Origin of the sequence: Ochrobactrum sp. SFR4 (genome assembly GCF_019730395.1) — a bacterium.
Classification (GTDB): Bacteria; Pseudomonadota; Alphaproteobacteria; order Rhizobiales; family Rhizobiaceae; genus Pseudochrobactrum.
Genome location: NZ_JAAPBB010000822.1, coordinates 1 through 268 on the forward strand (window position 1 = coordinate 1; position 268 = coordinate 268).

Here is a 268-nt window from a genome sequence, read left to right on the forward strand (position 1 = left end):
GGAAAATCATGAAAGCCAGCAATGCCACAGCAAGCATAACCATTGCCGCATTTGCCAGTCGCTTGATTATAAATACAAGCATTCAGTTTTCTCTCCCAAGGGTAATCTGCACGTTACCGCACCTATTCACCACTCTTTTACTTCAGTCATCATCAGGCCGTGCCGCAACTTCTTTCCTTGCGGCACGGCCTGACTTGTTATTTTTTAAGGATTGTCAGCCAGTGACGCGGCTTGTTATCAGCCTGCTGCACCACGCTTTCCACCTTTT

General features: G+C 47.4%; 1 protein-coding gene. It reads left to right on the top strand.

All coding sequences use genetic code 11. The features are described from left to right. On the top strand, positions 1 to 268 hold a 268-nt coding region (locus tag HBA93_RS21380; protein ID WP_221724595.1), incomplete at both ends, for a hypothetical protein.